The sequence below is a fragment of the Neobacillus niacini genome, assembly GCF_030817595.1.
GTDB lineage: Bacteria > Bacillota > Bacilli > Bacillales > Cytobacillaceae > Neobacillus > Neobacillus niacini_G.
Window position 1 is genome coordinate 93980 of the sequence record NZ_JAUSZN010000001.1, and the last position, 24227, is coordinate 118206.

29 protein-coding genes are annotated in these 24227 nt (G+C 37.7%); 20 read left to right on the plus strand and 9 right to left on the minus strand.

The features are described from left to right. The first annotated feature begins 123 nt into the window (after positions 1-123). Positions 124-486, plus strand: coding sequence for a group I truncated hemoglobin (locus tag QFZ31_RS00600; protein WP_307299961.1), 363 nt, complete (start codon positions 124-126; stop codon positions 484-486). 108 nt (positions 487-594) lie between these two features. On the opposite strand, the gene QFZ31_RS00605 is transcribed toward QFZ31_RS00600, so the two are convergent. Together QFZ31_RS00605 and QFZ31_RS00610 are read right to left on the minus strand one after the other, a co-directional pair. Next, positions 595-1017, minus strand: coding sequence for an SRPBCC family protein (locus QFZ31_RS00605; RefSeq protein ID WP_307299965.1), 423 nt, complete (start codon positions 1015-1017; stop codon positions 595-597). Between the two features lie 132 nt (positions 1018-1149). Beyond that, positions 1150-1566: a DUF1284 domain-containing protein gene (locus QFZ31_RS00610; protein WP_307299967.1), complete on the minus strand. Its 417-nt coding sequence runs from the start codon at positions 1564-1566 to the stop codon at positions 1150-1152. A gap of 340 nt (positions 1567-1906) precedes the next feature. Between QFZ31_RS00610 and QFZ31_RS00615 the strand changes: the two genes are divergently transcribed. The 4 genes from QFZ31_RS00615 (at position 1907) to QFZ31_RS00625 (ending at position 4232) form a co-directional block, all read left to right on the plus strand. After that, on the plus strand, positions 1907-2947 hold the full coding sequence (locus tag QFZ31_RS00615) for a histidine kinase dimerization/phospho-acceptor domain-containing protein (protein WP_307299969.1): 1041 nt from the start codon (positions 1907-1909) through the stop codon (positions 2945-2947). After that, positions 2898-3155, plus strand: a complete 258-nt coding sequence (locus QFZ31_RS33730; RefSeq protein ID WP_373459808.1) for an ATP-binding protein — start codon at positions 2898-2900, stop codon at positions 3153-3155. The genes QFZ31_RS00615 and QFZ31_RS33730 overlap by 50 nt, the downstream gene beginning before the upstream one ends. Positions 3156-3326: 171 nt before the next feature. Beyond that, positions 3327-4016 (plus strand): DUF421 domain-containing protein, encoded by a 690-nt coding sequence (locus QFZ31_RS00620; RefSeq protein WP_307299971.1) that lies wholly within the window; start codon positions 3327-3329, stop codon positions 4014-4016. 57 nt (positions 4017-4073) lie between these two features. Further along, complete coding sequence (locus tag QFZ31_RS00625; RefSeq protein WP_179600814.1) at positions 4074-4232, plus strand: hypothetical protein; 159 nt, start codon at positions 4074-4076, stop codon at positions 4230-4232. 49 nt (positions 4233-4281) lie between these two features. Here the strand turns inward: QFZ31_RS00625 and QFZ31_RS00630 are convergent. The 3 genes from QFZ31_RS00630 to QFZ31_RS00640 form a co-directional block, all read right to left on the minus strand. Next, a protein-coding gene (locus QFZ31_RS00630; RefSeq protein WP_307299975.1) for an IS3 family transposase occupies positions 4282-5462 on the minus strand; the annotation gives its coding sequence in 2 pieces (ribosomal slippage) (positions 4282-5174 and positions 5174-5462; 1182 coding nt in all). Positions 5463-6277: 815 nt separating this feature from the next. Then, positions 6278-7444, minus strand: a complete 1167-nt coding sequence (locus tag QFZ31_RS00635) for an IS256 family transposase (protein WP_307299872.1) — start codon at positions 7442-7444, stop codon at positions 6278-6280. Between the two features lie 370 nt (positions 7445-7814). After that, positions 7815-9236, minus strand: a complete 1422-nt coding sequence (locus QFZ31_RS00640) for a Na+/H+ antiporter NhaC family protein (RefSeq protein WP_307299977.1) — start codon at positions 9234-9236, stop codon at positions 7815-7817. A gap of 183 nt (positions 9237-9419) precedes the next feature. On the opposite strand from QFZ31_RS00640, the gene QFZ31_RS00645 reads away from it, so the two are divergent. The 4 genes from QFZ31_RS00645 (at position 9420) to QFZ31_RS00660 (ending at position 11865) form a co-directional block, all read left to right on the plus strand. Continuing rightward, a complete protein-coding gene (locus QFZ31_RS00645; RefSeq protein WP_307299979.1) occupies positions 9420-9857 on the plus strand; it encodes a MarR family winged helix-turn-helix transcriptional regulator in 438 nt (145 codons plus the stop codon). Between the two features lie 73 nt (positions 9858-9930). Beyond that, positions 9931-10692 carry a TerC family protein gene (locus tag QFZ31_RS00650; protein WP_307299981.1) on the plus strand — a complete coding sequence of 254 codons (762 nt, stop codon included), beginning with the start codon at positions 9931-9933 and terminating at the stop codon, positions 10690-10692. 204 nt (positions 10693-10896) lie between these two features. Then, positions 10897-11367: a hypothetical protein gene (locus QFZ31_RS00655; RefSeq protein WP_307299983.1), complete on the plus strand. Its 471-nt coding sequence runs from the start codon at positions 10897-10899 to the stop codon at positions 11365-11367. Next, the gene (locus tag QFZ31_RS00660) at positions 11368-11865 is read left to right on the plus strand and encodes a hypothetical protein (RefSeq protein WP_307299986.1); all 498 of its coding nucleotides are present in this window, start codon (positions 11368-11370) and stop codon (positions 11863-11865) included. A gap of 101 nt (positions 11866-11966) precedes the next feature. Here QFZ31_RS00660 and QFZ31_RS00665 read toward each other — a convergent pair whose 3' ends face one another. Further along, complete coding sequence (locus QFZ31_RS00665; RefSeq protein ID WP_307299988.1) at positions 11967-13370, minus strand: vWA domain-containing protein; 1404 nt, start codon at positions 13368-13370, stop codon at positions 11967-11969. 225 nt (positions 13371-13595) lie between these two features. Between QFZ31_RS00665 and rarD the strand changes: the two genes are divergently transcribed. The 4 genes from rarD (at position 13596) to QFZ31_RS00685 (ending at position 17758) form a co-directional block, all read left to right on the plus strand. Then, complete coding sequence (gene rarD, locus QFZ31_RS00670; protein ID WP_307299991.1) at positions 13596-14525, plus strand: EamA family transporter RarD; 930 nt, start codon at positions 13596-13598, stop codon at positions 14523-14525. Positions 14526-14751: 226 nt separating this feature from the next. After that, positions 14752-15732 carry an alpha/beta hydrolase family protein gene (locus QFZ31_RS00675; RefSeq protein WP_307299992.1) on the plus strand — a complete coding sequence of 327 codons (981 nt, stop codon included), beginning with the start codon at positions 14752-14754 and terminating at the stop codon, positions 15730-15732. Between the two features lie 139 nt (positions 15733-15871). After that, positions 15872-16732, plus strand: coding sequence for an HAD family hydrolase (locus tag QFZ31_RS00680; protein ID WP_307299993.1), 861 nt, complete (start codon positions 15872-15874; stop codon positions 16730-16732). A gap of 33 nt (positions 16733-16765) precedes the next feature. Next, complete coding sequence (locus tag QFZ31_RS00685; protein WP_307299994.1) at positions 16766-17758, plus strand: LLM class flavin-dependent oxidoreductase; 993 nt, start codon at positions 16766-16768, stop codon at positions 17756-17758. A gap of 124 nt (positions 17759-17882) precedes the next feature. Here QFZ31_RS00685 and QFZ31_RS00690 read toward each other — a convergent pair whose 3' ends face one another. Then, positions 17883-18209, minus strand: coding sequence for a winged helix-turn-helix transcriptional regulator (locus tag QFZ31_RS00690; protein ID WP_307299995.1), 327 nt, complete (start codon positions 18207-18209; stop codon positions 17883-17885). Between the two features lie 180 nt (positions 18210-18389). Here QFZ31_RS00690 and QFZ31_RS00695 point away from each other — a divergent pair, with 180 nt between their 5' ends. The 3 genes from QFZ31_RS00695 to QFZ31_RS00705 are packed head-to-tail and all read left to right on the plus strand — an operon-like array spanning position 18390 to position 20984. Beyond that, on the plus strand, positions 18390-19241 hold the full coding sequence (locus QFZ31_RS00695; RefSeq protein ID WP_307299996.1) for a VOC family protein: 852 nt from the start codon (positions 18390-18392) through the stop codon (positions 19239-19241). An 18-nt stretch (positions 19242-19259) separates the two neighbouring features. Continuing rightward, entirely contained in the window at positions 19260-20330 is a 1071-nt protein-coding gene (locus QFZ31_RS00700; protein WP_307299997.1) for an LLM class flavin-dependent oxidoreductase, read from the plus strand. Positions 20331-20345: 15 nt separating this feature from the next. Then, positions 20346-20984, plus strand: a complete 639-nt coding sequence (locus tag QFZ31_RS00705) for an NAD(P)-dependent oxidoreductase (RefSeq protein ID WP_307299999.1) — start codon at positions 20346-20348, stop codon at positions 20982-20984. Between the two features lie 46 nt (positions 20985-21030). Here QFZ31_RS00705 and QFZ31_RS00710 read toward each other — a convergent pair whose 3' ends face one another. Together QFZ31_RS00710 and QFZ31_RS00715 are read right to left on the minus strand one after the other, a co-directional pair. Continuing rightward, complete coding sequence (locus QFZ31_RS00710; protein ID WP_307300000.1) at positions 21031-21210, minus strand: hypothetical protein; 180 nt, start codon at positions 21208-21210, stop codon at positions 21031-21033. Positions 21211-21313: 103 nt separating this feature from the next. Then, a complete protein-coding gene (locus QFZ31_RS00715) occupies positions 21314-21637 on the minus strand; it encodes a BC1872 family protein (protein ID WP_307300001.1) in 324 nt (107 codons plus the stop codon). A 279-nt stretch (positions 21638-21916) separates the two neighbouring features. Here QFZ31_RS00715 and QFZ31_RS00720 point away from each other — a divergent pair, with 279 nt between their 5' ends. The 4 genes from QFZ31_RS00720 (at position 21917) to QFZ31_RS00735 (ending at position 24191) form a co-directional block, all read left to right on the plus strand. Next, positions 21917-23179, plus strand: a complete 1263-nt coding sequence (locus tag QFZ31_RS00720; RefSeq protein ID WP_307300002.1) for a flavin-dependent oxidoreductase — start codon at positions 21917-21919, stop codon at positions 23177-23179. Beyond that, complete coding sequence (locus QFZ31_RS00725) at positions 23179-23475, plus strand: Dabb family protein (RefSeq protein WP_307300003.1); 297 nt, start codon at positions 23179-23181, stop codon at positions 23473-23475. The genes QFZ31_RS00720 and QFZ31_RS00725 overlap by 1 nt, the downstream gene beginning before the upstream one ends. A 173-nt stretch (positions 23476-23648) precedes the next feature. Then, positions 23649-23873, plus strand: coding sequence for a YdbC family protein (locus tag QFZ31_RS00730; protein ID WP_307300004.1), 225 nt, complete (start codon positions 23649-23651; stop codon positions 23871-23873). 18 nt (positions 23874-23891) lie between these two features. Beyond that, positions 23892-24191: a hypothetical protein gene (locus tag QFZ31_RS00735; RefSeq protein ID WP_307300005.1), complete on the plus strand. Its 300-nt coding sequence runs from the start codon at positions 23892-23894 to the stop codon at positions 24189-24191. The last annotated feature ends 36 nt before the right edge of the window (positions 24192-24227 follow it).

The following is a 24227-nucleotide window of genomic DNA, read 5'->3' on the forward strand; positions in this document are numbered from 1 at the left end:
TATTGCGGAACATAAAACAAAAACTAGAGTTTACGATCGGAAAGGTTTAAAAAATCGTTATAGAATAAATACAACTTCTCTGAAGAAAACTACTTCTATTAAATTCTAGTTAGGAGTGTACATATGGAAGAAAACCTTTATGAAAAAGTTGGCGGAGAAGAAGCGATTGCAAAAGTGGTAGACTATTTTTACTCCGAGTTGGTTCTTAAGGATGATACAGTAAATCAATTTTTTGAAGAAACAGATATGGAAAAACAACGCCGTCATCAGTCAAAATTTATTAGTTTTGCATTAGGCGGTCCAAATCAATATACTGGACAATCTATGGCAAAAGCTCACGAAGGGATGAATTTGCAACCAGAGCATTTTAATGCAATCGTAAAACATCTTCACGACGCGCTTGCTCACTTTGGAGTGAATGAAAGAGATATTGATACAGCATTAACGAAAGTGGCATCCCTACGAGACGACATATTGTATAAATAAAGGTCAGTATATTTATGGAGTTTTGTTTACAGGAGAAATAAAGAAAGAACCGGCAAAATTAAGGAGTCAATACTTTCCTTTGCCCGGTTCATACCTTATTTCGTGATTTTATTTTGAGTTAGTAACATATTTTTTAAAATTATCTAAAATCGCCTGCCAGCCGGCTTCTTGCATTTCAATAGGATTGCTGTTTTCAGCGTCAAAAGTTTCAATTACCTTTGTTTCGTCTCCTTGACGAATAAAATTGATCGTAACTTTTCTTCCATCTTCTAAGGAGTAAGCAATAACCTCATTTAATCGAACATCATCATAAACCCCGCCAAAGTCGAATCCAAAACTGCCATCTTTAGCTTCCATTCTTGAAAGAAATTTCCCGCCAACTTTCAAATCATTTTCAGCAAATGGAGTGTGCCACTCTTCTGAAGCAGTGTTCCATTTCGTGATATGAGTTGGCTCTGTCCAATATTCCCAGACCTTTTCTACTGGTGCTTGGACCGTTGTTTCTACGACTATTTTTTTTGATGTTTCCATTTCTTTTACCGCCTCTCTTATTACCAATATTATTTATGCGGTTTGTCTCAAAGAAGTCTGATTATATTGTAATTGAATTTACATGTTTGCGCTATTCTAAATAGTTGAAAATTACTGATTTTTTTCGCGAGATTATTTAACTTCCCTTAAGCCTTTCCCATCAAGTATCTCTTGAATTCCTTCTTCACAAACACCATAGGATCTCCATGAGCAAGATTTACATACACGTTCTATATCGGTGGGGACGATATGCCTTCGGATAAGGAACTCAATGTCCTCCCAATTCAAAATTTGTCCTATTTTAAGCCCTAATTCTTCTAAAATCGCAGCGTCTCTTTCATAAATATTGTCATCTTGGCAGTGGTAGACACCTGAGTTTGGGTACTTTTCACATAACTGGTCAGGACCCTTTACAAGATGAATTTTGCTCTTGGGATTTTCTCTCAAGGTTTGGTGCAGGAGTGTCATATTTTCAACGTATTCTTGGGAATAGCCCATTCCCCGATAGCCCAAAAGGCAAAATAGATGATGGCCTCTCAGCTTAAACATAAATTTTCCCCCATTCATACAGTTTCAATTGAATTAATGTCAACAGGATTAATAAACTGGTTAACAAATCATAATTATCATACCATATTATTACTAATTAGAGTGGGATTCTGTTGTATACATTGTGAAGAGTGCGTGCGGTTTTTCATCGAGTCTTTATGATAAAGTGAGGCATTAAGGCAGGACCTTAATGAAGAAAACAATATCGCTAAATTTAAGGTAATAATAAAGTATAATGTGTAATGAAAAAAATAATATTATTGGTCCAAGTTAAAGTATAATATTGTTTGAGTGAACACACATAAATAGTGAAGGATTCAATATTGAAGAGGTACCAAAGATGAGTATAATAAAGGATTTTTTGCTGCAGCTTACGTTTATGCTTATACCCATATTTATTTACTATACATTTATTACAGAAAGGGTAAAAAATTATAAAAATAGAGAAGTAACAATGACCATTTTATGGGGAATATCAATAATAGCATGCATGTCCTTTCCTGTGGTTTTTGGTCAAAATGCTCGTTTGGAGTTGAGAATAATTCCTCTATTGTTAGGAACGTTATATGGCGGATTTTTGCCAGGAATCTTCCTATCAGCACTTATCATTCTTTATCGACTTTCCTTTGGAATGGATATAGGTTTCTATAACACAGTTCTTGTATTACTGTTGTCACTGCCAGTCATCGTGCATTTTCAAAAATCGTTTGCCAGTTCGAAAAAAGATAGGAGAGTTAAAATTGCTGTAGGTCTTTCCTTTTACTATTGTCTAATTGGCTTAACGTTGTTAGGAATTTTAAGAGGTTTTTCAAAGGAGTATCTTACGGTTCCGATTATTCATCTTTTCTTTGCAGTCCTAGTCACTTGGTGCTTCACTATGTTAATTGAAGCAATAAGAGAAATACACCAGCTGCGCTTAGATATGCAAAACTCGGAAAAATTACGTGTTATCGGAGAGTTAACCAGTGTTTTCGCTCATGAAATTAGAAATCCGATGCAAGCAACTCGCGGCTTTCTGCAGCTCCTCAATGAGCCTGATTTATCCGATAAAAAGAAGGAATATATCCAAATATCCCTTGAAGAATTAGACCGCGCAAATGAAATAATTAATGATTTTTTATCTCTTGGCAAACCATCCATTGAAGATAAGAAAAGGATCAATATAGGTTATCAGATACAGCGTGTAGTAAATATTATTCAAAGCTACACCTTAAACCGTAATGTTGAGATAGAAACTGATATTCTTGAAAACTGTTGGATATATGTGAATCCTCAAAGATTGAACCAGTCTTTAATTAATATTTTAAAGAATGCGATTGAGTCTATGCCAAATGGGTGGAACGGTTTGGATTACATGTACAACAGATGGTCGGTATATTAAGATTTCCATTAAGGATCAAGGAATTGGAATGACAAAAAAACAAATTGATAGGCTTGGATCTCCGTATTATTCCTTAAAGGAAAGTGGGACAGGACTAGGAATGATGGTGAGTTTTCAAATTATACGTTCCTTCAAAGGTAAAATACAAGTGAACAGTGTAAAGGATGGTGGGACTGAGTTTATAATTCTGTTACCCCAAATATCCTAAGTAAATATATAATCTGGAACAAAAAAGCTCATTATAACGTGATGAGTTTTTTTGTTTTGGTAAACCCTATATTCTAACTGATTTTAAAGGAAAATGCTTTTTATAAAGGGCATGCTTTAGGAACAAACTATACAAACGAACTTTTTGGATTTAAAAAAGGGAGAAACTTCGATGTTAGAATCTGTAGAAATTATGCTTCGGACCTTTACTTCTTTTATTTTATTATGGATATTTGTCCAGCTGCTGGGTAAACAGACCATTGCCCAGAGGACCTATCACCTTTATATCGCTTCTATTACAATGGGGACTATTGCAGGAAATCTAGCATTCAATATAAAAATTAAATTTCTTTATTTTATTATTGCCATTATTATCATGGGTGGTATCGTGTTTGTGCTGAATCTTGTTGCGGTTCGAAATCACCGCTTCCGAAAATGGATCGCTGGAGAACCTGCTACTTTAATTGAAAAGGGACAAATTCTCGAAGAGTCGATGGAACGCATGGGGTATTCACTAGATTCTCTTAAACAGGCATTGCGGGGAAAGGATATCTTCAACCTAGATGAGGTGGAGTGCGCTATTTTAGAGGTAAATGGCTCACTTTCTGTATTAAAAAAACCACAATATCAAAATACCACCAAGCAAGATTTAAATTTAGGTCGTACTGCCGAAAATGCACCGGTAGAACTGGTCTATGATGGGAACATCCTATACGAAAACTTAACCAAACATTCCTACGATGAAAAATGGTTAATGGCTGAGCTTAATAAAAGGAACCTAACTGTTCATGAAATCTCTTACGCTGTCGTAGGGACAAAAGGAAATTTATTTATTGAGTTGTTTTGGGATGAGCTAGATTAATTTTGCCGGAGTTCTGTAAATAATAAGAAAGTGACACGATAATGGAGGAGGACTACGATGCAACCTGATCACCAAGCTAAAAAGAATACCAGTTCAATTATGCAGCCAAATTTTGCCGGAACAGATGCACAGAAGGTAAAGCAACAAATTCAAAAAGATGTAAGCCAGGGACAAGGGGCAATGACCTCCCGAGAGGCTGGAGCAATGCAAGATTAAAAAACCACGCTGATGGTCTTACCCCTGTCAAGTAGACAGCTTAAAAAAACTATGCGACTAACGCGTGTCGGTATTCAACTGGCGCGCGTTGGTTTAGTTTCTTCTGAAAACGTTTGTAATTATAGTGGTAGATGTAATCTTCGATTGCTTGTCTAATCTCATCTTCTGTTTTACACTGTTCTATATACAACTTCTCTGTTTTAAGGTGCGAAAAGAAGGATTCGATGCAGGCGTTATCCAGGCAGTTTCCTTTGCGAGAGTGGCTGCCCTTTACGCCGTATTCTTCTAGTCGTTTGTTGTATAGCTTAGACGTATACTGAAAGCCTTGATCTGAATGTACAACGGCTTCAGCTACGTCTTTTTTGCTTGTCCATTGAGAAACAGTATTTAAGACAAGTTCAAGATCATTTCTTCTTGATAACTCCCATGCTACAACTTCATTATTAAACAAGTCTTGAATGACCGATAAATAATAAAATTGCTTACCATCCGAAACGTATGTAATATCCGTAACCATCTTTTGATTAGGAGCTAATGCCTCGAATTTTCTATTAAGACGATTAGGTTGTATCACAGAAGGTGTGTGTCCATGTCGTTTCCTCTTTTTGCGTATGATAGCTTGAATTTCCATTTCCTTCATAAGACGGTATACCTTTTTATGATTAATTGAATAATCGTTTTCATTTAACCAAGTGGTCATACGAGGGTATCCAAATTCAGGATGAAGTAAATGAATCCCCATCATGTGTTCTCTTATATCCTGATCTTGTTTGGCTCTTTCTGCTCTATCTTTCTGAGTAGCCCTCCACTTATAGTAACTAGCTGGCTTAACATAAGCGATCTCTAACAACCAGGTAATACGATGGGTATCTTTTAATTCATCAATGATCTCATATTTGATTTGTTGAGTGATTTCCTCTCCTCCTTTACCAGATTTGGATACTGCTTTTTTAAATAATCCACCTGCGCTTTCAAATAATCTCTTTCTTCTTCGACGGATTTAAATATGGTTCGTGGCCTACCTTTGAATGGATTAGTAGCTCCAACTCTTGTATCAAACTGTTCCCCATCTTTCCACTTCCTAACCCAAACTTTAAGTTGAGTACAATTTTTAATGCCAAGTTCTTCAGCTAAAACCGCATAACTTTTATTTCCATTGATATACTTCATAACTGCTTGTATCTTAAATTCATCAGTATAACTCTTAAATTCTTGTCCCTTTTTAGCCATTGAAAAATCCCCTCCAAGTATAAGTGTACCACCGACAATAACTATTGTGGTTTTTTTACACTGTCTACTTAAAGGGGATAATATCATGAGTGGTTTTTTTCTTTTCGTTTATAAAATTCTTAGACCTTTCCCTATATAAAGGACAAATCAATGGGTAGCTTACTGAGATTTGTCCTTAAGCCGCTCTATGAAGGACAAATCAATAAGTAGCTTACTGAGATTTGTCCTTAAGCCGCTCTATGAAGGACAAATCAATGGGTAGCTTACTGAGATTTGTCCTTAAGCCGCTCTATGAAGGACAAATCAATGAGTAGCATACCGAGATTTGTCCTTAAGCCGCTCTATGAAGGACAAATCAATGGGTAGCTTACGGAGATTTGTCCTTAAGCCGCTCTATGAAGGACAAATCAATGAGTAGCATACCGAGATTTGTCCTTAAGCCCCTCTATGAAGGACAAATCAATGAGTAACTTACAGAGATTTGTCTTTAAGCCGCTCTATGAAGGACAAATCAATGAGTAGCTTAGTGAGATTTGTCCTTAAGCCGCTCTATGAAGGACAAATCATTGAGTAGCATACCGAGATTTGTCCTTAAGCAGTCAAGTCCTGAATATTGTGTAAAATCAAAAGCAATTGTTTTCAACTTCACTTTTGTTGATTATCTATCCAAACCCTTTCATTTTTTTTTGACGAAACTTCCATGGTTTTTTATCTACATATCCGGGGAGGGCTGTCAAAGGCTCTTCACTTTGACAGCCCTTCCTGGATATGTGATCATTCCATGATGGAAGTGGAGGCGAAAAATAAAAGTTTAATTAGTTATTAAGTAATGTCTTTCTTTTGGAGTAGACCTCCTGGTATTGCATGAGAACAGCACCTACCAATCGAAAGGCAGATTGAGTATTGGGAAAGATACGAATAACTTTCTCCCTTCTACGGACTTCTTGGTTTAAGCGTTCAAGTGAATTTGTACTTCGTATATGAGGGTGCATCTTCTCAGGAAAGTTTAGGTATTGAATGGCATCTTCGAAGCCTTCATCTAAAGTTTCCAAGGCTTTGGCATATTTAGCTTCATCCCCAAACTGGTTCATTAATTCATTCTTAAATCTACGGATATCCTCAATCGTAACAGCTTCAAAGACACGTTTAATCATGGAGCGTATCTCTACGGAATCTTTCTTGGAGAGCTTCCCTATTATGTTGCGTTTAAAATGTACCGTGCATCTTTGCCATGTAGTACCAATAAAATCGCGCTGTATTGCCTTTTGTAGCCCTAGATGAGCATCTGAGATGACCAGTTTGGGGGATTGAAGCCCACGGGATTTAAGCTGTTGGAAGAAACGACTCCAACTCTCGAAGTCTTCTGCATGATCCACACTAAGCCCAAGGATTTCACGTGTATTCTTCTCAGTAATGGCAGTCGCAATGTACACGGCTTTTGAGATAACCCGGTTGTGTTCCCGGACCTTAATATACATGGCATCCACAAAAACATAAGGATAATACATGACATTCAAAGGGCGTTTGTTCCAATCATTAATAATGGGGTCAAGCTTTTGGGTAAGGGAAGACACAAATGATTTCGATATATTTTCCCCACAGAGCTGCTCGACTATATGCGTGACTTTCCGAGTTGAAACACCGTTAATGACCATTTCTAGCATGGAGAGGACCAGGGCTTGGTCACAGCGAGCATACTTTTCGAAGACGGAAGTGGAAAACTCACCATTTCTGGTCCTTGGGACCTTTAGCTTTAGTTTGCCAATACCTAGGATCAATTCACGTTCATAGTAGCCATTTCGGTAGTCTCGGCGATCTGGAGACCGTTCATAAGCAGCCGCACGTAAATAATCGTCTCTCTCGTTTTCCATGACTTCATTAAGGACTAAGACAATCGCTGATTTAATCACCATATCTAGATTAGAATTGATAACGGATTCTTTTAAAAGGTCTAAATCTAGGTTAAACTGTAAGTGAGTCATTTTAATTCCTCTTTTCATTGTTTATCGTCGCTGAAAACAGTGTTGCCAAGAGTGAATAAAATGACTCTTTCTTTTTACACAATTATATGGACTTAATCCCTTAAGCCGCTCTATGAAGGACAAATCAATGGGTAGCATACTGAGATATGTCCTTAAGACGCTTTATGAAGGACAAATCAATGAGTAGCATACCGAGATTTGTCCTTAAGACACTCAATGAAGGACAAATCAATGAGTAGCTTAGTGAGATTTGTCCTTAAGCCGCTCTATGAAGGACAAATCAATGAGTAGCTTAGTGAGATTTGTCCTTAAGCCGCTATATAAAGGACAAATCCTTTAATAGTTTTCTGTGCTTAATTCATTTCACAATTCATATAAAGAAGGCAGCCGCAAGATAGAAGACGATTGAAATTACTCCTCCTATTACAGAAACCTTCAATTTATATCGCGCGTATTCAACAATTGGCAAATCCATTATGGAAGCGGTCGTAATCGTCGTGTCTCCTAAAGGTGAGGCCAATGCCCCAAAGGCTCCACTAGCAAACACAGCACCTACAGTTAACGGGATGGACGCACCGGTTGAGACCGCCAGACTAACACCCAACGGCATAAATAATCCCCATGTTCCCCACGAGGAACCAATGAAGTAGCCTACCACAGAGCCGAGCAGGAAGATCGTTGCCGGAGTTAACCAAGCTGGTAGAAAGGCACCTAAAGTTGAACTAATAAAGGTAGAAAAACCTAGGTCCTCAGCTGAAAGGGTTAATGACCAAATCAGCACTAGTAAGCTAATGGCTTCCATCATCTGATTCCCGCCATCATAAAAATGGTACAATAACTCACTAAGATGCTGCCTTCTAATAATATAAAAAATGAAGGATAGGATCAGTGTGATAAAAACCGCTAATAGCATGACAAAGGTGGCGTCTGCGATAGAAAAGGCATCGAATACGGTTTTTGCTCCTTTACTCCTCCCATCCTGCCACAACAAAAACAGTGATAACCCTAATAGTAAAAAAACAGGAACAATCAAGTTCCAAGGCTGCGCTTTTACCATCGACAATTCTTTTTTAATACCAATGCGGTGAAATTCATGCTCTTCCTCTTCTAACTGCTCTTGAACACCTTTTACACTCGAATCCTTCTTACCACGATTCCAAAAGGTTTGGATTAATCCAATGATTAACGTGGTTATCGCAAAAAAGTTAAACAGAATGCTTAGTAAGAATACTTCATAGGGCGACATGCCAAAATCCAAATCCCGAATACTGCCTTCTACCAAAGAAACCATAAACCCAACAAATGCGGTCGCGACTGGTAAGAGGACGATAACGGATTCCGTTGATATGTCCATCGTCAATCCAACTTTTTGCTTCGAGACATTCATTTTTTTCGCAAGAGATTTGACGACAGGTCCTATCATCATAATTCGAAACATCGGCATCATAAAGGTAAAGGGGAGAGTCAGCCAGATCAAACCGAGAAGTCCGCGTTCATTCTTTATCTTCGTGCCAACCCATTCTGAAAAACCTTTAATCCCTCCAGAAATGTTCATCATTCCCACCAGACCGCCAAACAAGTAGAGAAATCCAATAATTTTTATATTGGTCTCATCTGACAGGGTGGTGACCATATAGGAAACACTTTGAATCGTTCCATCTAATAAATCCGATGTGAAGATCAAAGAACCAACCACAAGTCCAACGACTAGACCCGGTAAGATGTTTTTTAGCCAGATGGACATGGCAATTACAATGATAAATGGTAAAAGAGAAAGCCACGTATGTTCCAAAACATCTACCTCCTTCTAATATCGTGATTATACATATTCAGTTAGTGTTTCCATAATATTGTTAATAAATTGCCCTTTTTTTTAGAAAAGTGTTGATAACATAACAGTTTGATAAAGAAAACATTATGATCTATAATATATATAGAATATATATATTATGAATTATATCTAAAGGAGGTAGCCATGGATGTAATCAATTTTAAAAATATCCTTTGGAGCTATACAAGGCAAATAAATGAAAGAACAAGTAATTTAATAAGCATTCTATGTGATCACCATGGGATTACCACGTTGCAAGGAAGAATTCTTCTAGAAATTGAGCAGCATGGTTCGCACACAATCGGCACTTTAGCCGCCCGGCTGCATATTGCTGGAACCAATATTTCAACCATGTGCAAAAAGCTTGAAGGTAAAGGACTTCTTGCACGTGTAAGAGATGAAGGCGATGAAAGAGTGGTAAAGGTGGCGTTATCAGATAAGGGCAAAAGTGTGGTAGATGAGATCAATTCAGAATTAATCGAGAAAATTTCAAAAGCCATTCATGGGGAAACTGACCAATCGTTACACGACATCATCAATGGTCTCAAAATATTAAATAATTTGCTGGAAAAAATGGACTGAGCATAGTGACTAAACGTCAAGGAAGAAATGCATAATGAACGTAGAATTGTAAAACTAAAAGGAGAAATGCTTAATGTGGGAAGGCATTGTATCAACCTACGCATCGATGTTAGATTGGCATATGTGGGCGGAGGTGTTAACTTCACCAAAAGCTTGGGGATTAATACTTTCGTTAGCCGTCCTGGAATGTATCTTATCTGCGGATAATGCGTTAGTGTTGTCTGCATTTGTAAAACCATTACCAAAAGAGCAGCAAAAGAAAGCCCTAGTATATGGTCTTTGGGGAGCTTATATATTTCGATTCATCTTCATCGGATTAGGAACATTTTTAATTAAACTTTGGTGGATCAAATTAATCGGTGCCCTTTACTTGTTATGGCTTGCCGTTAAATTCTTTAAGGACAAGCTGCTTCACAAGGATGGTGGAGAAGCGGAAGAAGAGGTACAACCAAAAGGATGGCTGGTAAAGACATTTGGTTTCTTCTGGGCCACGGTAATCTCTGTAGAGCTTATGGATTTAGCCTTTTCCGTCGATAGTATTTTGACTGCCCTTGCCGTATCTGAAGAAGTATGGGTCATCTTACTTGGAGGTATGATTGGAATCCTACTCATGAGGGGTGTGGCAACCTTCTTCATCGCATTAATGGACAGAGTACCTGAGCTTGAAACAACTGCCTATATTTTGATTACCTTTATTGCGATTAAAATGGGATTAACCCTCGTGGATATTCACATTGCAAACGAAATTTTTATCGGTTTCTTGGTTTTATCATTTATAGTGACATTTATTATCCATTATATTCGCAAATCCAGAGCAGAAAAGTACTCCCATTAAGGTATTCATACGGGAAAATGACATATGGACCGACATATGTCATTTTTTATTAATGTGAGTTTTGTCTGCCAAGAACATGGGTTTATCTATTGTTCCAGTATTTCTTTAACGTCAAAAAAATAAATTGGCATTTAATTGAATAAATGATTTCATTTATTCAAAGCTTAAATGTAGGTGATGAAAGAAAATAGAGGTGGATGTTCGATGGCATTATCAATCATTGTCTATTTAGCGTGGCTAGGTATTACAATCCTTTACGCTATGAAGAAATCATTCTCAAAAATCGAAATTTCGGCAATCATTTTCTTCATATTTATTATTGATATTAACCGGAGTTGGATTACAAATGATGAACTAAAATATATTACATATTCAAATGTTCCACTAAATTTTTCAGCATATATTATTCATCGCACCCTGATTACTCCATTCTATATTGTAATTGGCATGAGTAGTATACCTAGAAACTCGTCAGTAGTTATGAAAATTACTGCAATCCTTATTACTTCCTTTGTTTTAGTTTTAATTAAAATCGTTCTCCTAAGTTTTGATGTGGTCTATTTTCATCAATGGAATTTAATTTATGATTATCTATATTATGTCTTGTTACATTTGTTAGGATATTTTATTTTATATTGTTACAATTCATTTGTTTTAAAAGGAGCTAAAAATTAAATGATTTGGATTGGAAACTTTAGCCTAAATGAAATATCCCTCATCGTCATGAATGTGATTGGCTACTCGTTAATGATGTTTTTACCAAAAAAACTAAGTAGGGAAGTAGCTTTTATAAGTGTACTTGCAGGTTTATCTACAGGTATGTTGTTTGATTTTACGATTGGTGGAGGTCTGGTAGATTTTTACAAGCAAAATGATACAAACCACTATGAATTATTTGACCTATTCTATTATTCGCTATTTGCACCGTTTGGTTACTTTTTTATGTATTTTTATCATGTGTTACGGATTAATAAAATAACATTTATGTTTTATATTACAGCTTGGTCCCTAATTGGTATTACCGTTCAATGGGTAGCTACACTTCTTCATATTCTTACCTATCAAAATAATTATCATTTGTCGTATTCTTTTCCTATATTTTTACTAACTCAAACACTGACTGGAATCTTTTACGTGTTTATTACAAGTAATAATAGTAGAAAACTCAATTGAAAATGGTAAGGGCGAACAGATGATTACTGTCCTCCCTTACCTACTAAAGGTATGTTATTACCAGGTTCATTGTGTTGCTCTAAGAAAATCTTACTCACTGCCTACCAAATATCTCCACCCTGTTGTTTCAATTCCTTCATCTTTGCAACCCATTCATCGATTCTCTGCCGAATTTCTTTGCTTTTGGCATCGGCTTTATCTCGATTTTCCTTAGCCATTGAAATATAGACTTCTTTTATAGCGTCACCACGTTCCATGGCCCAATCTCTTAGTTCTGTTTCCTGTTCATCGGTAATCCAATTATTTTCACCCATTATGGTAATGGCATCTCTTAATCGATGTGACTCGCGTCGGCCGATGGTCCATAGCTGTAATGGATACTGTTCCCCAATTTTGTACTCATCACCTAATTCCCAACCATCAGGTGCCATGGTAAAGGCCCATGCCAAATCAAGTGTGGAGGGAAGCCATTCATATTGGATCGTATTTTTCAATTCTTTCGGACTGTCAGCTTTAAAGTACTCGCCGTTTCCTGCCTCGGCAACGGCTTTTAATTGATCTTCTGTATTGCCGTCGACATCAAAACCGATAATGTTGACGGTATTGTTGCTGTTTTTTGCAGCTAAATCTCTGCTGGCTTGGATAGGATCCCCGTCACATGTTTCTGCTCCGTCACTGACAATATAAATCGTTGTGCCTTCCAGATAATTACTGCTCATTTCTGCAGCTTTTTGAATCGCACCTGCGAGTGGTGTCCAACCTTTACTTTCAAATGAGTCAACAGCCGTCTGGAAATCTTGTTTTGAATACTTACCCATTGGATAAAGCTCCTCAATTGCCGAGCATGATACGAACATATCTTCATCACTTTCAGAGCCCTTATGGCCATACACGACGAGAGAAACCTCGCTTGATTGCCCGATGGTTTGCGCAAAGCTTTTAACAGCATCCTTTGCAATGTCCATTTTTACCCTGTCACCTGATTGCAGCAGCATGCTCGAACTGGCATCGAGGAGGATAATTGCCTTTTTGGTAGTTGTTATTTCTTCGTCACCCTCAGACCTGGTCGGATCCGGGAGGTATGGTTCTTCAAAATTAGGTTGATAAGCGATGCTGCTTTCAATGACCTGCCTATAGTGGGGACTGGCAAGCAGGCCTACCAATCCTTTTTTTATAGTGTCCAGATCATCAGAGTCTTTTGTCAATTGTTGTAGCTGTGATGGTAATTGGCTTTTAATATCAGGTTCAAGTTCAGGAATATCGTTGCTAATTTCTTTAATATCTTCTTCATATGAGAGATCAGCCATTAACGTCCCAGATGGCAAACTCATCAAAGTTTCCTTAGATATTTCTAAATTTATATTCTCTACCTCTTTTAACCTAGTTTCCTGCTTTTCTACGTTTTGCTTCACAACAGGTTTTATGGTCGCATTTTCTTTTTCATTACTGCATGCCGATAGGATTAACGAAATGAGCAGCAAGAAAAAAAAGCTATGTCGTTTCACACATATCCTCCTCTTGCTTGTACAATTATGTATTTGTTGGAAAAAAACATTCCTATAAAGTTTAACATGAAGATACTTCCTGTTAATGAGTCATTGGTAATAGTAAATTTTACAGTAATTGAGAAGTGTTATAATCCTGGCACAAAAAGAATAGTGTGATATAATTACATGTGTTTTTTAAGAGTTACCAGCTACGATAAAACAGAAACTAGGTGAAAAACAGAGATGGAACGTGAAAATACAAAAGGCATTTACTATACTGCAGGTGCGTATATATTTTGGGGAGTTTTACCGATCTACTGGAAATTTATTGACCAAGTTTCAGCGCTTGAGATTTTAGCGCATCGAGTCATTTGGTCGTTTGTTTTCATTTTACTTATTGTAGGTCTTTTGAAGCGAAAACTATTAAAAAACTTTTTCCAAGTTCAAATGAAGCAGAAAAAAACATGGCTGGGACTTTTCCTTGCTTCTCTATTAATTAGTATTAACTGGTTCGTCTATATCTTTGCGGTGAATTCGAACCACATCGTGGAGGCTAGCTTAGGCTACTTTATCAATCCGCTTGTCGCGGTATTGTTAGGGGTTTTTATACTAGGTGAAAAGATGAATAGATGGCAGGCAGTCTCATTTGTGGTAGCCGGAATCGGTGTAGTCTATATGACGCTTTCACTTGGAACTTTCCCATGGATTGCACTAATATTAGCCTTATCCTTTGGTTTTTATGGACTGTCAAAAAAATTAATAATAGTAGATTCCATTCTAGGCTTACTGCTGGAAACATTGTTTATTGTACCGTTTGCTTTATTGTTTTTAGCGTATTTAGGTGTAAATGGTCAGCATAGCTTTGCAACCGGGTCTCTTAAGAATGATTTATTTTTACTAGGATCGGGTATCGCTACAGCCTTACCGCTTTTATGGTTTGGGATTGGAGCACAGAAGATTCCACTTTACCTAGTGGGCTTCTTACAATATATTGCTCCGACTATTAGTTTACTGCTTGGAGTACTTATTTACGGAGAGGCGTTTACGAAGGATCATGCGGTTACTTTTTCATTCATCTGGCTGGCTTTAGTAATCTTCAGCATCTCCAATATTCGTCAGATGATAAAGAAACGAAAAATTTCAGCATTTGCGACAAATGCAAAGAGAGTTTAGAATGGTATCCAACCCTACAAGACTGCTGAATTGTAATAACAATTCAGCAGTCTTTTTTTGTAGTTTTTTTATACAGACAAACCATGGCTTCCATTCATACTGGCTGCATTCTTGGAATAAATTCTAATAGAATCATTTAAAAAAAATTATGAACAATTTTCCTGCCCTAGACGTACTATCTGTAATTGCTTATTTTAAAATGAAATGTATAAGGATGATGCGAGTGATGGGTAAAGAGATGGAAGTGATGATAGAAGCAGAATTTCCGTTAGCGGCAACCTTAACGATTCCAGAAGGGTCAAATGAAAAGTACCCTTTGGTTGTTATGGTACATGGAAGTGGTCCAACGGATCGAGATTCGAATGCTAAAGGCATGCCTATGAATATCTTTAAGCAATTAAGTGATCTAGTGGTGGCAGAAGGATTCGCCAGTATTCGGTATGATAAAAGGGGGATAGGTGCCAGTAAAGGGGATTTTTACGAAATGGGCGTGCACGATTTAATCAACGATGCACAGGCTGTAGTAGAATTTGCTAAACAGCATCCAAACATAGACTCAGAGAATGTGATTTTACTAGACCACAGTGAGGGAAGTATTATCGCACCATTCGTGAATGAAAAGGTTTCAGTAGATGGAATGATTCTTCTTGCAGGCACAGCTGAACCGTTATCAGAAACCTTGACCTGGCAACGCGAGGAAATAATCAAGGATGTAAGATCTGTAAAAGGATTTCAAGGATGGATAATTCGATTATTAAAAGTAGATCAAAAAATTACAAAAATGAATGAAGACATAATACAGGCACTACTTGGCACGGACGCGCCGGTTATAAAGTATAAAGGGAAAAAAATCAACGCGAAATGGAATAGAGAGCATATACATTTTGACGTATCAAAACCGCTGCAAAATGTCACTTGTCCTGTTCTTGCTATAACTGGTACAAAGGATGTAAACGTAAAGGTTAGTGATTTAGAAAAGATAAAGAGGCTTGTTCAGGGTGAATGTGAAACGCATATTATACAAGACATGACTCATATGCTTCGAAAGACAGATGTGGAATACAGCTTCAGCAAAATAATGAATAATAATAAAAAATCACTAAAACAACCTATTGATTCTGAATTAAAAGAAATAATGATTGCATGGTTACGAACCTGGAAAAATAGACAGGTCAAAACTGAAAATACCGAAATGCTGGTTAAATAAAATGTTTGCTGAAGAGTAGGGACTTCCATCCTTACTCATTTTTTTGCTTGTAGTAGTTATTTTTTTCTAAATTGTTTCGGGTATTGTCTAAGTGTATACTTACTTAATGAACTTTTTCAGAACATAGGGGGAAATACAGATGGAATTTAAACCAAAGGCGATTTTTTTAGACATGGATGGCACAATCTTAAATCATCAAAATCAGGTAAGTATACATACGAAGGATGTCATTGACCAGCTGCGCAATCAGGGGATATATGTTTTTATCGCAACGGGCAGAGCGTTTGATGAAATCGAGGGAATTGTACCGGCTGGTTTTGAAGTAGATGGAGTCGTAACTTCAAATGGAATGGCTGGATATGTTGGTAATGAGGTAATCTTTAAACATTCTCTTCCGCTTAACCTGGTGGAGGAAGTAATTAAAAGAGCAAGGGAAAGCAAAGTCTATTACGAATTATTTCCGTATGGATATGACCGTATCACATTAGAACAGGATCAAAGTTATGTTGAAAATGAGATAACAGAACCAAAGCCCGAAAGTGTCGGCATCAATGAGTGGCTTTCCCGGAAAGAAGCGATTAAAGAGAAAATTATGTGGGTGGATGAGATTGTTGGACATGAATTTTCTAAGTTCTATTTCTTTGCTAAGTCAAAGGAACATATCAATCGATGGAAAGAAGAACTAGAACAATTAAAGAAGGAAATAGACTTTACCACCTCGATTTCGTCTAATCATAACGTCGAGGTCATGGTAGCTAACGTGAATAAGGCAACAGGGATTCAGCAAATGTTAAAACACTTTAATTTGTCAGACACAGAAACAATGGCAATAGGCGATAGTGATAATGACCTGCCAATGCTGAGACTCGTTCATTATTCGGTAGCCATGAAAAATGCTCCTGATCGAATTAAAGAAATCACCGATGATGTTACTGATTTCACATGTGATGAAGATGGGGTTTTTTATTATCTTAAGACACGTTTTTTGTCTGAAAAATAAGACTATACAATCTAAAATGGTGGAGGGAATTCATTGAAATTAAGCGTTCTCGACCAATCCGTCATCAGTAAAGGGGATTCCGCACGCACTGCTTTACAAAACACGGTAAAACTTGCTCAAGTAACAGAAGAGCTGGGATATACACGGTTTTGGGTGGCGGAACATCATAATACAAATGGAATCGCTGGTTCCTCACCGGAAATCTTGATATCTCATATCGCTTCAAATACTAATAAAATTCGGGTAGGTTCAGGCGGAGTGTTGCTGCCACAGTATAGCCCATATAAAATTGCCGAGAACTTCAAGGTATTAGAAGCACTGTTTCCAAACAGAATCGATGCCGGAATTGGACGTTCTCCCGGAGGGTCCCCGAACACACGGATGGCATTAACTGATGGGAACCGAAAAAGCCTAAACGAATTCCCCAGGCAGGTTCAAGATTTACAGAGGTTTTTGCTAAATCAACTACCCAATGAGCACAGTTTTCATGATGTTAAAGCCTATCCTGCTATAGAAAGTTTGCCGGAAATGTGGATTCTGGGAATTTCGCATCGCGGGGCAAGGATGGCTGCGGAATATGGGACTGCATTCACCTATGGACATTTCATTATTCCGGATAATGGTCTCCGGGCTATGGACTATTATTCCACCCATTTTCAGCCATCGCCTTTTTTACAAAAACCTAAAACGAATGTTTGTGTATTTGTGGTATGTGCCGAAACCCAAGTAGAAGCGGAAGAATTAGCGTTGAGTCAGGATTTATGGCTGCTTGGTGTTGAAAAGGGGATCGATACCAGGATTCCATCGATCGAAGAGGCAATGAAAATCTCCTTAACAGCCGATGAAAGAATGAAGATACATAAAAATAGAAGACGGATGATTATTGGTACACCACAGAAGGTCAAAACAGAACTTCAACGGTTGAGTGAAAAATACCAAACCGATGAGTTCATGATTATTACAAATATCTATAACTTTAAGGACAAAATCCGTTCTTATACATTATTAGCTGAAGAGCTATTTTAAAAATTTGCTTAAAAGCATTCACCAAACGAAATAGACAAGAGCAGGAACCTTACGTAGGTATCCTGCTCTTTTTTTTGAAAATGTCATTTTTCGGTTTATTTTTTTTTCCATAATACGTCAGCATTTAGGATAGCTCACTTTCCGGTTTCACCCACAGCTGAGACCAGCTCTCTATTTCTCGTAAAACGGGTTCAAGTGAACGACCTTTTTCGGTTAAAGAGTATTCAATAATCACTGGTGTTTCAGGTATAACCTCACGTTTTACTACTCCTTGGTGTTCTAAATCCTTTAAACGATCGGATAAAACCTTTCCACTAATCCCAATAGCAGACTGAATTTCAGTAAACCGCTGTGAACCAGATAATAGTTGATAAATAACTAACGCACTCCATCTTTGACTGAGAAGGGAGATGGCTTTTTCAAATTTTGGACATATAGTAGGTTGTTTCATTCTACATTACACCTCTCTTATAAAGAGTATACCACAAAATGTCATTCGTTAACAAAAGTAAATATAGTTACTTGACAATATATAATAACATTAATACACTTACTTACATAAAGTAACTAACTTGTATTTGTTTGCTATCTGACAAATTTTCATAAGAAAAATGACTATAGGAGGGTTTTTATGGGATTTCATACTAAACCAACAACATTTGTGGGGCATGTCAAAATCAAGGTAGAAAACTTAGCACGTTCATTAAAATTTTGTCAAGATGTTCTTGGTTTCGATATTTTAGAACAAACGATTTCAACAGCAAAACTAACAAGTGATGGAAAAACAAGCATTTTATCACTTGAACAACCTGACAACGTCATTCCAAAACAGGGAAGAACAACAGGCTTATATCATTTCGCTATCCTGCTGCCAGAAAGACCGGACTTAGCCAAAATTGTGATTCAATTGGTGAACAAGGGGATAAAATTTGGCTCTTCAGATCACCTTGTAAGTGAGGCATTGTATTTAAATGATCCAGATGGAAACGGTATTGAGATTTATATCGATCGAGATCCTTCTGAATGGAGCTGGAAAGGCCAAAAAGTGGCGATGACGGTAGATCCACTAAATTTTGAAAATCTTTTAACCGCTGTTAAACCAGGCGAAAAATGGAAGGGAATGCCAGTTGGAACAGTAATGGGGCATATTCATTTACATGTTTCTGAATTAAAGAAGACAGAAGAATTTTATGTAAAAGGACTTGGATTTGATGTGGTCAATCGATATGGCGGGCAGGCGCTGTTCCTTTCCGCTGGAAAGTATCATCATCATATTGGGGTCAATACATGGAACGGGGCAGGGGCACCAACTCCAGCCGTAAAAAGTGTAGGTTTAGAATCGTTTACACTCATTTTGCCGAATGAAGAAGCTCGTAACAAATGCGTATCTAATTTGAAAAAGATTGGTGCAGATGTGATGGAAGTAAACAATACTATTATTACCCATGACCCTTCAGGAAACCAAGTACAGTTAGCAGTTTAAGATAAAGGAGGACTCCGAGTGTCTACTACTAATCATAACGGCATTGAAATAGGAATCTATACACTTGCAGATATTGGTCCGGATCCCTTGACGAGTAAAACAATAACACCCAAGCAAAGAATGAATGAAATGATTCAAGCAGCAAAGCTTGCAGATGATGCTGGTCTAGACGTTTATGGGGTAGGAGAACATCATCGTTTGGATTATGCTTCTTCTTCTCCTGCAGTTGTTTTAGCTGCTATTACACAAGCAACAAATCGGATTAAACTAACCAGTACGACAAGTGTGTTAAGTACACTTGACCCAGTACGCTTATTTGCGGATTTTGCTACATTGGATTTACTTTCAGATGGCCGTGCAGAAATCTTGGCTGGCCGAGGAGCATTTATCGAATCATTTCCGCTATTTGGATACAGTACGAACGACTATGATGAGCTTTTTACTGAACATATGGAATTGCTCTTACAGCTAAATAGAAATGAAAGAGTCAGTTGGTCAGGTAATTTTCGTTCTCCGTTAAGAAATGCAGAAATTTCACCGCGACCTATACAAGAGGAAATACCGATTTGGATTGGTGTTGGCGGGACGTCTGAGAGTGCCGTCCGTGCTGGGAAATTTGGCGTTGGAATGGCGCTGGCCATTTTAGGTGAAGATCCATTGCGTTTCAAGCCGCTGGTAGATCTTTATCGGAAGGCGGGAATGGAAGCAGGTCATTCATCTGAATCTTTAAAAGTGGGTGTAACAGGTCATGCCTACATTTCTGAAACGACTCAGCAAGCCAAAGACGAGTTCTTCCCTTACTATTCAAATTATTGGTCCTATGTGAATCTCCAAAGAGGGATGGGCTCAAGGATGTCAAGGGCAGACTTTGAGCATATGGCAAGTCCTAATACCGCTTTGTTCGTAGGAAGTCCGCAGCAAATTGTGGAGAAGGTTCTTCATCAGCATGAGCTTTTTGGTCATAAACGTTTTCTAGCTCAAGTGGATATAGGCGGGTTACCTTATCATAAAGTAGCGAAAAACATCGAACTATTAGCAACTGAGGTTGCTCCAGTAATAAAAAAGGCAACGAGTCAAATAAATCATTAAATGGAGGAAATGACAATGAAAATAGCAATTGTTGGAGCAAGTGGAAAAGCAGGAAGTCTGATATTGAGAGAAGCAGTAAGCAGAGGGCATAACGTCACAGCAATCGTAAGAAATGCTTCAAAACTTCAAGATAAAAATACAGACGTCATCGAGAAAGATGTATTCGATTTGACAGCTGATGATTTAACAGCGTTTGATGTGGTTATAAATGCCTTTGGAGCACCGCTTGGTGAGGAACAAGCTCATGTGGATGCGGGTCATGCGTTAATCGAGGCGTTAAAAGGAACAAAAACAAGATTATTAGTTGTTGGAGGAGCTGGAAGTCTTTTTGTCGACGAGAACAAAACAGTAAGATTGATTGATACTCCTGAATTTCCGGATTTCGTTAAACCAACAGCTAACGGTCAAGGAAGGAACCTGCAAGAATTACAAAATACAAATGATTTAATATGGACATTTATTAGTCCTTCGGCTGTATTTGATGCGGAAGGAAAAAGAACAGGTTCTTATCAGTCAGGGAAGGATAACCTTCTTGTTAATTCCAAAGGGGAAAGTTATATCAGCTATGGTGATTTTGCCATTGCGGTAGTAGATGAAGTTGAAAATCCAAAGCACCTTAATGAAAGATTTACAGTTGTCGGTGAGAAAGAATAATAGTAAAAGAGTCCTAAGGCAAATGTCTTAGGGCTCTTTTTGCTATCTATTTTCCTTCATCTTCACGATCCATCTGGTCTAAACGAGGTCTTCCTTCACGTTCATGCTGGTCATTCAAGGCTTGCCACGATTTCTCTACTTCCCGCTCATGTTGAATTTTGGAATAAATCATATCAAAAAGAATGGTTACTACAGCACTTATTATAATCGCCCAAACGTATATCATCGTTGTTTTATTCCTCTCAGGTGTATTATATCTTACTAGATTTTATCATAGCTTCAGGCTTTAGTAGATTGATATTTTAAAATGGAGGAATTTTACAAACGTGTTAGCACAGGGTGCTCCAGATTCTAGTGGTGTTGGCGACGGAGTGTTGTTCAATGATGGAATAGGCTGCATTGGTAATGGCTTGTGCTAATGTTTCACCCTTTGCGCGAATGTTATTGAAGCAGACTTCAGATTCTCCAGCTGTAGAAAAAGTAAACCCGAATTCCTCCAGCCTTTTAACGATCAACATCGCATGTTCAAGGTTATGCTCAGGTTGAAATTCCAAATCATGAATGAAAACACCCTTTTCATAATCAAACCAACGATCCCACCGATTTAACTTCCAACCTAGAATTCTACGTGCAATTGAATCTGTTTTGTTCATCTCCATTACCTCTTTTCTAAATGTTATATAACAGGTTTATTATTATTAGTTATTATATAACACAACGAATAAAAATGACCATCATTTTTTTAAAAATCGGATATTTTTCTTAGAATTATTTTTTACGAGAGTAAGAGTTGGTACCTATTGGTTGAAGCGAAAGTTGGAAGATAACAAATTAATGTTGAAATATTTGTCTACTATTGTAAAATTAAGAATAGTTCAAAAATCTACTAACGAAATACATAATAAAATCTTTTGCTTCTTGGAGGGATGGATTTGTCTAAAGTTAAAAGTGCAATCATTGTTGGAGGCGGCATTGGAGGACTCACGACTGCTCTCAGGCTTCAACGCGTTGGCGTGTCAGTGCGAGTCTTTGAAAGTGTGGAAAATATTACTGCTCTCGGAGTAGGGATTAATCTTCTGCCTCATGCCGTTAAAGTTTTGACGGAATTGGGTTTGGCAGATGAACTCAGTAAAACAGGTTTACCTACAGCAGAGCTCATCTATGTAAATAAATTCGGAAAGAATATCTGGCAGGAACCGAGGGGAGTAGACGCAGGATACCAGTGGCCTCAATACTCGATACATAGAGGACGTCTGCAAATGCTATTGCTAAATGCGGTTAAAAAACAGGTGGGAGAAAATGCTGTATATACTGGGCATCATTTAAAATCTTTTCAAATGATGGGAGGCAAAGTAACAGCTCAGTTTGAAAATCGAAAAACAGGGGAAAAGTTAGGTTCATATAGCGCAGATATTTTGATTGCCGCCGATGGCATCCATTCAACTGTAAGGAAATTCTACTATCCAGATGAAGGATTACCGAAGTTCAGCGGCAGGATTTTATGGCGTGGTATGACCGAGTCTGCTCCATTTTTAACAGGTAAATCCATGATTATGGCAGGTTACCAAGACCAAAAATTTGTTGCTTACCCGGTGTGTCCTGACAGTGCTGCAAAAGGGCGTTCGCTTGTTAATTGGATTGCAGAAGTGTCAGTGCAGGATGAAATGCCGTCACGCGCGGACTGGAACAAGAAAATCGACAAAGAGAAATTTGCTCCCGCTTTTTCATCCTGGGATTTTGGCTGGCTGAATGTGCCTAAATTAATTGCGGAGACCGAAACTGTTTTTGAATTCCCGATGGTCGACCGTGATCCTCTGCCTCAATGGTCGTTTGACCGGGTAACATTACTAGGAGATGCAGCCCACCCGATGTATCCAATTGGATCAAATGGTGCTTCGCAGGCAATTCTCGATGCAGATGCTTTAGGACAAGCCATCCTGGGGCAGCCGGATGCCGAAATGGCATTGATAGCTTATGAAGAAGCGAGATTAGAAGCGACATCTAAGATTGTTTTTGCAAATCGAAAAAATGGGCCAGAAGAGGTTATGCAAATTGTAGAAGAACGTGCTCCGAATGGTTTCGTAAATCTACACGATGTTATTGCCCAGCGTGAATTAGAAGAAATAGCGAATAAGTACAAGCAAATTGCTGGTTTTGACAAAGATATTCTAAACCGAAAAGTTGGAGTTCTATAATGGTAGAACATATTGTTTTACTAAAATTTTCACCTCATACCACGAAGGAACAAAAGGGAGAACTAATTCACAGGACCTTACAGTTAAAAAATAAGATCCCAGGTATTCTCGACATTCAACAGGGCTTTAATTTTTCAAACAGAAGCAAAGGGTATGAAATCGGATTAACGGTAAGATTTGAGGACAAAGCTTCATTGGACAACTATGGTCCCCATCCAGCACACCAGGAGATTGTCACCTATTTGAAGGAGATAGGGATGGAGGATAGTATCATCGTTGACTTTCACCTCCATTAATTTTTTTCGTTACATACTTTATTCCAGAAACGCGTTTAAGCGGTTGTGTGGTGTTTTTTGTTAACGTAATTTAATAGCAAATGGAACAAAATGGGCTTCCTTTGGAAAGCCCATTTACATTTTGTTTTTTTTAAAGGGAAGATTAATTTATAGAAATTATGAGGGGTGCAATCATGGCGAATTTAAAATATGAAATAAAAGAAACGATTGGTATTATTTCAGAAGGTGTAAAAGGATGGAATAAGGAACTAAATCTCATCAGTTGGAATGACCGTGAACCGAAATATGATTTACGTGATTGGGACCAAAACCATGAGAAAATGGGCAAAGGAGTTACCCTATCTAAAGAGGAGTTAATTCAGTTAAAGAAATTAGTAAATGAAATGGATTTGAATTAGGAAGGCAGGTTCTAGCGAATGGATATAACCATTGAGAAATTGAAAAAGCTGCGCCAATCTGTGCAAAACTTAGAAACTGCTTTGCATGAGGTTTGGAGTGGCATTGATGATATCAGAGAAGATCAACAATTCAGTGACCTTCTGCAAAAAGCGAAACAATATAAGAAAAAGAACCAACCATTCCATAAGGATATTGAGGAACTAACCGTAAGGATTGATGAATTTGAAAACACCATGGGAGAAATTCCTGAAGATGGAACAATTGTCATTGATTTCGAGGACGCTGTATCTGAACTAATTGAATGGATTAAAAAATGATAAACTGACAAAAAAACAAACAGCAGGCATTTCGAT